At 37.9% G+C, this 10,959-nt stretch carries 5 protein-coding genes and 2 pseudogenes; 4 read left to right on the forward strand and 3 right to left on the reverse strand.

Going from position 1 to position 10,959, the window contains the following annotated elements; genetic code table 11:
* Nucleotides 1–1,191: 1,191 nt before the first annotated feature.
* From D5R40_RS26115 to D5R40_RS26125, 3 genes are all read left to right on the forward strand, one after another.
* Nucleotides 1,192–2,406 carry a hypothetical protein gene (locus tag D5R40_RS26115; RefSeq protein ID WP_124145586.1) on the forward strand — a complete coding sequence of 405 codons (1,215 nt, stop codon included), beginning with the start codon at nucleotides 1,192–1,194 and terminating at the stop codon, nucleotides 2,404–2,406.
* Nucleotides 2,407–2,510: 104 nt separating this feature from the next.
* The gene (locus tag D5R40_RS26120; RefSeq protein ID WP_124145587.1) at nucleotides 2,511–2,627 is read left to right on the forward strand and encodes a photosystem II reaction center protein I; all 117 of its coding nucleotides are present in this window, start codon (nucleotides 2,511–2,513) and stop codon (nucleotides 2,625–2,627) included.
* Nucleotides 2,628–2,944: 317 nt separating this feature from the next.
* Nucleotides 2,945–5,596 carry a DUF3769 domain-containing protein gene (locus D5R40_RS26125; RefSeq protein ID WP_124145588.1) on the forward strand — a complete coding sequence of 884 codons (2,652 nt, stop codon included), beginning with the start codon at nucleotides 2,945–2,947 and terminating at the stop codon, nucleotides 5,594–5,596.
* Between the two features lie 137 nt (nucleotides 5,597–5,733).
* On the opposite strand, the pseudogene D5R40_RS40080 reads toward D5R40_RS26125, so the two are convergent.
* The 3 genes and pseudogenes from D5R40_RS40080 to argC all read right to left on the reverse strand — a co-directional run.
* Nucleotides 5,734–6,047 (reverse strand): annotated as a pseudogene (locus D5R40_RS40080) (IS1/IS1595 family N-terminal zinc-binding domain-containing protein); the annotation flags it as partial.
* Nucleotides 6,048–6,219: 172 nt separating this feature from the next.
* Complete coding sequence (locus D5R40_RS26130; protein WP_124145589.1) at nucleotides 6,220–6,564, reverse strand: transposase; 345 nt, start codon at nucleotides 6,562–6,564, stop codon at nucleotides 6,220–6,222.
* A 1,409-nt stretch (nucleotides 6,565–7,973) separates the two neighbouring features.
* A complete protein-coding gene (gene argC / locus D5R40_RS26140; RefSeq protein ID WP_124145590.1) occupies nucleotides 7,974–9,032 on the reverse strand; it encodes an N-acetyl-gamma-glutamyl-phosphate reductase in 1,059 nt (352 codons plus the stop codon).
* 745 nt (nucleotides 9,033–9,777) lie between these two features.
* On the opposite strand from argC, the pseudogene D5R40_RS26145 reads away from it, so the two are divergent.
* Nucleotides 9,778–10,552 (forward strand): annotated as a pseudogene (locus tag D5R40_RS26145) (IS5 family transposase).
* Nucleotides 10,553–10,959 lie beyond the last annotated feature (407 nt).

Here is a 10,959-nt window from a genome sequence, read left to right on the forward strand (position 1 = left end):
AGCGATCGCTCCACTCAATTTAGAACAGAGAGAAAATATTCATTTCAGTAGAGTCACAAAAAACATTTTGTGAAGCTCAAAAAAATCTGTGAGGTTTTGAGCCTTGCATTCCCCAAAAAATTGTGAGAAAATTTATGTATTAGGAGTTGTTCGCCCCTACGCATGACTATTTATTCAACTAAAAGCACTGCACTTTTTACCGATAGCTATATATAGATGAGCGATCGCTCCACTCAATTTAGAACAGAGAGAAAATATTCATTTCAGTAGAGTCAAAAAAAACATTTTGTCAAGCTCCAGAAAAAAAACGTGATGCCAAGGTTTTTTGCCTTGCATTCTCCAAAAAATTGTGAGAAAATTTATGCATTGGGAGTTGTTTGCCCCTACGCATGACTATTTATTCAACTAAAAACACTGCACTTTTTACCGATAGCTATATATAGATGAGCGATCGCTCCACTCTACTGAGAAGAGCAAAATAAGCATTTTGTGAAGCTCAAAAAAATCTGTCAGGTTTTTTGCCTTGCATTCCCCAAAAAGTTGTGAGAAAATTTATGTATTGGGAGTTATTCGCCCCTACGCATGACTATTTATTCAACAAACTCCCCGATATTCCAGGGCCAACGCATCTAAATTCTGGAACCTTCTACAGTTAAGCTTTAGAGAAGTAATAAGTATAAACACTCAGAACCCTAACATCCTTGCCCTGTTAGAACTTCAAAATAAGATGCGTTTGCCTTGCCCGATATTCTTTCTAATTGAAATTGAGATGTAGAAGTAGATTCTGATTTTTTTCTAACAACAACTTTCTTGCAACTCACCTAAGTCCTTGATTAGCTTTCCTCATAGAAAAAAAATTTTCATCAAAACCTTAGCTACTCCATAGATAAGTAAAGCCAAATCATATTTCATATTTCAATTTACTCATAACTGAAACAAACTTATTCCTAACTCCAGAGTCTCATAAAACTTCGCTTCTGAGATATAATAAAGCTGTTTAGTAACATACTACTCTCTATAATTAGTTCACTTTTAACTCTATAAAAATTATCCGATCGCCTTCTCCTATTCCCTATTGCTTCAAAAAAGCGCACTGCCTGCGCTGAGGTTTCCGAGCACATAAAGACGGAGCAAGAAAAAGAAAATCATGAAAATAAATAAACCTACCCCTATCAAAAATTTAAAATAAAAATGACATCAAGTCCTTATAAAAGTAAAGTATTAAACTTTGTTTCTGAAAAATATCGCCAAATATTAGATAGAAGCGATCGCGTCTTCAATCAAGTAAAATTTGCAACTACCAACACAATTCAATTGCTACTTTATCCAATATATGTGTTGCTGCAAACCTCTCGCCTAGCAGTCAAACAGCTAGGAAAAAAGGCATCCGTAAAAAAACCACAAATCACAAATAAAGTCAATAATGAAACAACTAAAAATCATCAAAATACTAACCAACCTATTCAGCAAGCATCACTAACAACAATACAAACAGTCACCCCACCAGCAGCTAAACTCCCAGTAAACACCTCAACTTCTTCCCTAATTAAACCCAAATCTGAACTTTTCCCAAGACTAGACATTAAATTTGAAAATCAAGACACCCTGGCAGATAATCATCAAAAATCTGAACTTTTGACCAAAGACCAACAAAAACAGCCACTTATCTTAACAGCTTACTTAGAAAACAACACCCCATTGCAACTTCAACCATGCGCCGAAATTGCACCCAACTCTAGATATATGAGTATTTTCTGGCAAATTATGGCCTGGGTGCAAACCAGTCAAATAGCCTTATGGTTCAATCTATTTGAGGAATTGAAATTACCCCCGGAGAAAAATAAACTAATTCAGGAAAAAAATAATTACCAAACACTGCCATTATTGTCAAGTTCCAATCTAATTTTCCGTGACTTTATTAACAATATAGCTAAACATTACATACACCCAATTACTAGAAGTCTAGGTTTAAATGAATTACTACCACCTATTAACATAGAAGAATTACCCTTTGAATCATTGTTAGAAGTAAAACAAGAGGAAGACCAGGTACAGAACTCTTCTCAAAAGACCATTTTCACTTCTAATAATTCTGCCAACATAGAAACTATCAGATTTAGAGAAAATCGAGGCAGGAGCATCAAAACTTTAACAAAGACAAATGAACAAAACTTTTCCCAGACCACAAAAAATGCCAAAGTTTCGATTCAATATTATAGTAGAGAAGATAGTAGGCCAGATTACCAGCAAGAACAAGACTGCTTAGAAGTAGCCTCAGTTTCAATAGGATATATCAAACATCCTCTAGAAGAAATATTGGGATGGGTGGATGTGGTTATGACCTGGATAGAAAAAGTATTTGCACAAGTCTGGCAATGGAGCCAAAAGAAGTTGAAAAATATTTGACACATATATTGTAGTCAAATGAGACAATATTTAGATATGATAAGAAAGTTGTAGATTTTTCATAATCAATATCAATTTTTCACATCCTGGGAGAAAACTAATAGATGCTAACTCTAAAAATAGTCGTTAATATTGTCGTCCTCTTCTTTGTTGCATTATTCATTTTTGGATTCTTGTCCAACGATCCTGCTCGTAACCCTAGTGGTCGAGATATGGAGTAATAAAATCTCTATATTTTTAGAGACTGAGTAAAAACTTGCACCAAGATTTCAGTCAGCCTGGAAGTCCACTAATCTGATTAAGTGTTATATTCCAGGCTAGTTTTTGACATAATTTATAAAATATGATATGTAAAATCAAATTCAGTGAGTAACTTAATAATATATCCAGACCCTAAAGAGTGGAAAAAAGTAATCTCCAGGCCAAGCTAATTAGATTTTTACTCTTGAATTGATAAATCTTCTGTAAAAGTTCTAACTCTTAAGTTTATGATCGACTCCGATCTTTAACCTTTGAGCTTAATGTTTCTATCTGAAATATGTCCTATCCTCTGCCCCCACCACAACTACCTCCAATAGTTGAAACCCTCCCTTCACAAACGGTAACCCAATCTGTTACAAAATTACGACAGCAAGTACCTAGCCCACTGCCAAAATCAAACCAGGGGACTGAGGAAATCATATTGTCTGCAAAAAACACTTTCTCAGGACAAGAATTCAGAGAAACCGTATTATACAAAATTCCTCAAATTAAATCCACCTTTGACCCTGTTAGTCCAGTAAGTCCAATTCATACAACCTCAGCAAGTCTGGGACCACCTGTAGAAATAGATATATCATCAGCAGAAAAAATTTCTACTATCGAAAACCAAATTAATTTAGATAGAAAACTAACATTCTCCTCTACTTCCTTCTCAAATTTCTCCGAATATACAGCCAGAAAACAAGAAGAAGAAACTACTACACAAATAAACTTATATAGCTCAAACAGTAGAGACATTCTAGAACATTTCAGTAAGAATACTGCAAGTACCAAGCAAAAAATAATTACCTCAAAATTTTTCAGTCAACCAGAGCAACTTGAAACACAGACACAAAAACAAACACTTGAAATAGGACAAACAATAGAAGATAGTTCCCCAAAATTGCCCAATCTTCCCCAAGAGCAACAACCTATAGACCAGCCAGATGTCCAAGAATCAAAAGAAGAAGAAACACCCGTTCCCATAGCAGATCCAGAATCTCAAACCCAAGAGTCAGACGAAGAAACAGAAAATAAACAACCTATTACAGTACCCTTGCCAGCAGATGTAGTAGAAGTAACAGCAGAGCGTCAAGAATATGACGACCAACGGCGACTAATTACAGCAGAAGGTAAAGTAATAGTGCGATTTAGTCAAAGACTCGTTAACGCAGACAAAGTACAAATTAACTTAACAACTCGTCAACTCCTGGCTACGGGAAATGCTGTTTTTACTCAAGGGCAACAAGTATTGCTAGGAGAACGCATGGAATACAACTTTACCCTAGACAAAGGAGTAATTGAACAAGCAAGTGGAATTATATTTGTCGGTAACGCCGAAGAAACATCCTCATCATCCCTACCCACCACAGAAGGAGTAGGAGCATTACAAGCAAGAACATTAAGCGATCGCATCAGTGCTACTCAACCACCAACAAATGTCAAAGCAACTGAAGGCACAAAAGTTACATTTGAACCCAAACTAGAAGCACCCGAACAAGCAGGAACAGTTAATAGACTGCGCTTTGAAGCAGACCGTCTCAACTTATTAGGTGCAGGCACCTGGGAAGCCACAAATCTCCGACTCACCAACGATCCGTTCTCACCCCCAGAAGTAGAATTAAGAAGCGAGCGTGCTACACTCAAACCCCTATCACCCTTTCAAGATGAACTAATCACCAAAAAAGCACGGTTAGTATTCGACAATCGCTTTAGTTTACCACTATTTCGCGAACGAACAATTATTGACCGTAACCAAAGAGACCCCCTGCCAATTCAAATTGGTTATGACCAAGATGATAGAGGAGGATTATTTGTTGAAACTACATTTGAACCCCCACTTCAAATACCATTTCAAGTCAGACTAACTCCCCAATATTACTTAGAAAGAGCCTTTTTAGGAGATGAAGGCGACTCCCCCATAGATGATAATGTGTTTGGTCTCAAAGCTTCGGTAAACGGTTCCATAACCCCCACAACTCAACTAGAAGGACGAGCCACATTTCTCACATTTAAAGACTTTCCCGACCTAGAAGAAGACGACTTTCGGGGTAGCGTTCGACTAAGACAGTTATACCAAGGTTACAATTTAACAGGAGAGTATAGTTATCGCGATCGCTTATTCAATGGTAGTTTAGGATTTCAAACAGTTCACAGCAGCGCAGGTGTCGTTCTTACCTCCCCCCTAATACCACTAGGAGAAACTGGTGCCCAACTAAGTTTTCAGACAGGTTATCAAGTTGTCAATGCCAGAACAGACCGTCGGGAATTATTAACAGACCTCCAACCATTTGAACCCTTACCCGATGAAAATGATGAAAATGATGACGACGATGCTAAAGCACGAGCTGACCTTGGTCGTTTCCAGAGCGTAGTCTCTCTGAGATACCCACTAACTATCTGGAGTGGAGAAGCATTGCCAGCGACCCCGACCGAAGGCTTGAGATATACCAGCAAACCAGTAGTTCCATTTGTGCAAATGGTCTTAGGACTGACTGGTGCTACTAGCCTTTATAGTAACGATGAAGACCAATCTTATCTTCGTGGCAGTCTTGGGTTTACTGGTCAGTTTGGACATTTTTCCAGAGACTTTTTTGATTATACTGGATTCAACTTAACTTATAGCCAGACAGGTCTAAGTGGTCAGTCACCTTTTTTCTTTGACCGCGTTGAAGACACGAATGTCCTCTTATTTGGTCTTGTCCAACAGATTTATAAAGGTTTTCGGGTTGGCTATCAAAGTGGAATCAACATAGAAAATGGTGATATTCTCGACGATCGAATCACATTAGAATATAGTCGTCGTACTTATGGAGTCATATTAACTTTTAGTCCCAGACGACAAACTGGTACATTTAGCCTCCGGATCAGTGACTTCAACTGGCAAGGTGGTACAACTCCTTTCTCAGGGGAAGATATTCGGCCCGTAGGTGGCGGTGTGGTTCGTTAACGAAGTCAGAAGTCAGAAGTCAGAAGTCAGAAGTTAAACCACCCCTAACCCCTCCCAGGAGGGGAAGTAGGGGATGCGTGAGCAACTCTCCAAAAATATTTCGCCAGTCAAGGCGGGGTTGCACGACTTAATTATAAGGTTTCTAGTTGCTCCAATTCTCCGATCTCTGGGATAGTTTCTGCCTCATAGGCATCTGGTAGAAGTATTCCCACAAGTTTGACCCCATCCATAATAGTTGTGCGTGAAACTCCTGTAATTCTCTCTATGGCATGGGTTTTCGTGCCATTAACATACATTTTCCAGCAGTTGCGTTTGAGATCATCACTATATCCGTATGGGTTGATATTCTGCGATCAATTGACGACCACACTTGACACAGATATAATTTTGTTTACCTTTTCGCGTGACCATTTTTATGGATGTGGTGACTGTGGCATTCTGGATATTCCATTGCATTTTTCCTTGAACTTTACACGCTGATCATTCTCTCAATCATCTTCTTTTCTGACAACGCCCATTAATTAGCCATATCATGTCTGCTTGAATACTTATACCATTTCTGAAAAATTGTGTGATTTTTGTAGCAGCGATCGTCAACTGATAGAGGCATTAATCTTCATAGATCATAAATTGGCTATATTTAAAGCCTCAACAATATAATTCCACCCTGTTATTGATGCTATAATTTCATTTGAGAGGTTGTTAATCATCTCTGTGAGATTTGTTCTCAAATCTTCTAAAGTTTCATATATTCCCCAACTTAAATGATCCTTCATGTATTGCCAAAGTCGTTCTATGGGATTAATTTCTGGACTATGTGGGGGTTGAAATAGTAAAATAATATTTTCAGGAACTTTGATTTTTTTGGCTGTATGGGCTGTACTATTATCTAATTGGATAATATTTATACTATTATTATATTGAGCAGATAATTGGTTTAAATAAACTTGAAAACATTCAGCATCCAAATGAGAAAATTCTCAAAACAAAGATTCTCCCGTGGCGGGTTCCACAACCCCATATATATAAATAGCTTTGAAATCCCATTGGACTTTTCCAGTAGGTTTGACTCCACAAGCAGTGATTAATCGAGGTTCAATTGTTTTTAAACCGATAGGAGTTTCATCTTGGCAAAAATAGCGTAATGGTTGTTTACAGAAATCTTGGGAAAAATTGACGAGTAAAAATTTAATAGTTTCTCAGTTAGATATTAGTTTTTTTTTAAAGCTTTCAGCTGGTTCTGGTTCTTTTTTTACTGAAAACTTTCTGGGAAGTTTTAATTTGGCCTTAAATTTAGATCTGATGATTCCGTAAAGAGTTTTATAATCAACATCTTCCCCATATTCACAGCGAAGCCATTCCTGAATAGCTCCGTAGCTTTTAAATCCATCCGAGTGGCTGATTTAATATGAGCTTTAATCCAGTTTCAGCAGTAGATGAAATTGCCTGTGGAAGAAGGCAAAGGGCAGAAGGCAGGGGGAGCTGAAGAGTTTCTTACAATTTTGACTGAATTCTATACATGATCCGATGCTACCCGATATGATATCATAATAAAGATATTTTCTCTAATAAATTTCTCCCTGTTCCCTAAATTTTTTATTGTGGGTATTCTAAAGAGACATGATATTAAAAGCTAAAGAACTATACCACTTCCGATTCCCGATCAAAAGGCGATCGCTCCATCTACAGCACAAAGTTTAAGCCTAGAAGTCATATCAAATCCTCTTAATTGGACATAAAAAAAATTCTCCAATTGCCATAACTACGCTCATCTTTCTAATTCTTTCTCCTCCTGAATTCAGCAATTCTGACTTCTGACTCCAACTCGACTTAACCATTCTATAACTGTTTAACCGGATTTGATATCAGCAGTTAGGTTAGTAGATGGCATAACACCACTGAAAACTAACTAACTGCCAGAAACAAATTTGGGTATGGATAGACACCTTCTAAAAATCTAGACAATCCTAGACACGTTCTTCGATTAAATAGCAGTCAGCACTCAGCGGTCAGCACTCAGCATGATTGACTTTTTTTGACACTCTCGTCGGGGATTTCAACCCCGACTCAACTATCCTGCGCATTAGCTGCCGGGATTTAATCCAAGCTTAAAAAGCTGAAGCGCTGTTTGCAAAGCATTCCGGTAAGGAAAATGCTGAAGCGCGCTATAGCTAGTTAATGACGTAAAAACATAGACATTTTGTAGATATAAGTCTTGGATCGTCCATGTTTTTCAGCTTTAGCAAGCAACAGAAAACAAATCTATATATATAGAACTACAAGAACTGGTTAAGACATTTTTCAATCCTAAAACCCTTTGACAGTTTGCTATTTCCTGTTCCCTGTTCCCTATTCCCTAGTGCGTAGCGCTATACTGTTAGGGATAAAAACTCAACTGGGGTAATCCCAGGGTTTCTTCCCAACCCATCATCAAATTCATACACTGAACACCCTGACCAGCTTGACCTTTAATCAAATTATCAATAGCTGACATAATAATCACTCTATCAGTACGGTGATCCACCTCAATACCAAGATAACAGAGATTAGTGCCACAAGTCCATTTAGTTTGAGGATAAGTACCACTAGGCAATACTTTCACCCAAGGGCAATTACGATAAAAAGCATTATAAATAGTCAGCAAATCTTCTCGCACTAACCCAGGGTCTCGCAGAGTACCATAAACTGTAGCTAATATTCCCCGCACCATTGGTATCAGATGAGGAGTAAATTGCACCTTCACATCATAACCAGCCAAATTACCACAAATTTGTTCAATCTCTGGAGTATGTCGATGACTAGCTACTCCATAAGCACCAATAGAATTATCCGCCTCAGCTAGTAACATATTAATAGCTGCTTTGCGACCACCTCCAGAAGTCCCTGACTTCGCATCAATAATTGCAGTTTCCGGTACTATCAAACCCTGTTTAAATAGTGGGGAAAGTGCTAAAAGACTAGCCGTGACATAGCAACCAGGGCAACCTATAAGTTGAGCATTGGCAATGCGATCGCGATACAATTCTGGTAACCCGTAGACAGCAGTTGCAACTATTTGTTTATCTGTGCGTTCTCCACCATACCAAGATTGATAAGTCTCTAAATTAGAAAATCGATAGTCAGCGGATAAGTCCAATACTTTACATCCCTTTTCCAACAGAGTTGGTGCCATCTTCCAAGCTAAACCATTGGGAAGAGAAAGGAAGACTACCTGACATTTACTGGATATCTTGTCCAAATCTATTGCCTCTACCATTAAATCTACAGAATGCTCCAAGTGAGGGTAGATTGAAGAAAAAGGTTTCCCCGCACTGCTGTCACCCCCCAAGTACACAACCTCAGCCTTTGGATGATCCTCAAGCAGCTTGACAAGTTGCACCCCGCCATAGCCGGAAGCACCTACAATTCCTATTGGCACAGGTGCCGATTCATTCATAATATTAACTCCTAAGTAATTTGAGTAGCAAAAATTTTAACTTTTGCTGCATTTTAGTACTAAATTTTTATTTTGGTGATATTTAACATTTTGTTTTATAGTTTTTATTTTTTTGAGCATTGGGAAAGTGGTTTGTCAAAAATTTTAAATTATATCAAATTTTACTAATTAGTGATGTGATTACGATCAATTGGCCATACTAAATATAAAGAATTGTTATTTGAGTATTAAATTTTAGATCAAGATCCCATAAACTTTTTCTTAGTCAATAACGTAGTTCTAAAACGTGCTGGTTAGCGATTTGATCTTAACTTACCACGCGAAAGATATTGCTAGATGGCTTCAATAAGTAAAGGATGGTTATAGCGCTACGCGCAAGTCAGAAGTTAGAAGTTAGAAGTAATCCCTGACACTCATTTGAGTGTTTATCATTGCCCTAACCTATTTGCGTAGTACTATATCTATGGAAGCCATTTGGTATCTATTTAAGAAGTTACAAGTTCAATACCCATCTGGGTTTTATGATTCTGGCAGTCATTTTTCATAATTTTTCGGTTTCCTGAACCCTTATAGTTGTTAGGCTCCTTAAAACGGCTTTCCTGAAGCCTTTGTATTTCAATAAAAGATACGGTTAGGGGTTCTATAAGAGCTGATTAATAAAGAAAATCTAAAGAAAGCTACATAAGAGTGAATCATAGTTTTACTATCAATGATAGTCTAGATATAATTGTGACTAATCAGCCGTATACCTGCGCTCGTTAAGCCTCAACGTCAGCTATACCCAAGTGATCTAAGTGATTTAGAGTGGGAAATACTCAAGCCTTTGCTACCTAAACCAAAAGGGTTTGGTCATCCCATTGAAGTGGATTTAACAGAGATGATCAACGGTGTATTTTATGTACAACGGACTGGATGTCAGTGGGAAATGATATCCCATGACTTACCTCCCTACACAACTGTATATAGGTATTTTCAGAAATGGCAACGTCGTGGTATATGGGAGCAAATCCACGCTCGAGTCTGCCAAAAACTAAGAGTTCAACTAGAAACAGGTCAAAATTCTAGTGTGGCGTTCGCTGATTCTCAGTCAGTCAAAACAACAGAAAAAAGGGCTGTGTCTATGGTTTCGATGGTGGAAAAAAGGTTAAAGGGCGTAAGCGCCATATAGTTGTAGACTCTCAAGGACTATTAATAGGTGTTTGAGTAACTCAAGCAAATGCTTCTGAGAGATTGGGAGCTATAGTTGTGCTCAACGAAGCCAGAGATAAGTTGTCGCTCACTGGAAGTGATATGGGTAGATCAAGGATATTCTGGTAAAAATTTCGCCAAGGCAGTTCAGAAAGTTTGTGGAGAACGAGTACTAGTGGAAGTAATTGAGCGAAAAACCAAAACTTTTGAGAAACTACCGAAGCGGTGGATTGTGGAACGCACAAATGGAATTGTTAAACAGATTTAGGCGTTTAAGTAAAGATTATGAGGTGTATTCACAAGTGAGTGAGACCATGATTTATGGTTCCTGAATCTGCCTAATGGTCAAGAGATTAGCTAATTTAACATTTACTTTATAAATCAGCTCTAAGATCGAGCTGTGATTAATACTTTGGCGTTGCTGAATCAAGGTATGAAAATAAAAACTGAAGAATCTCAAATATTTGTCATTGATATAGTTTAGCAATCGCCAAAAAATACAAATCATACCCCAAATCAGCAATGCCAATACTTTTAGGACTTAGGCATAATATCATGTCCGGATAAGAGCGCAATCAAAAAACTGTCTCTTTCTTCTTCTTTCTTGCCTCCTGACTCCTGAGTCCTTGGTCATTTATTTATATAGCAACCGCCAAGGCGGTTAGGACACTGCTTGCAGAACTGATTCAATCGCCGGAAAGCAAACAATCAAATCCTTTGAGCTGGTGACGAATGCGAC

Origin of the sequence: Okeania hirsuta, assembly GCF_003838195.1 — a bacterium.
In the GTDB taxonomy this organism is placed as follows: Bacteria; Cyanobacteriota; Cyanobacteriia; order Cyanobacteriales; family Microcoleaceae; genus Okeania; species Okeania hirsuta.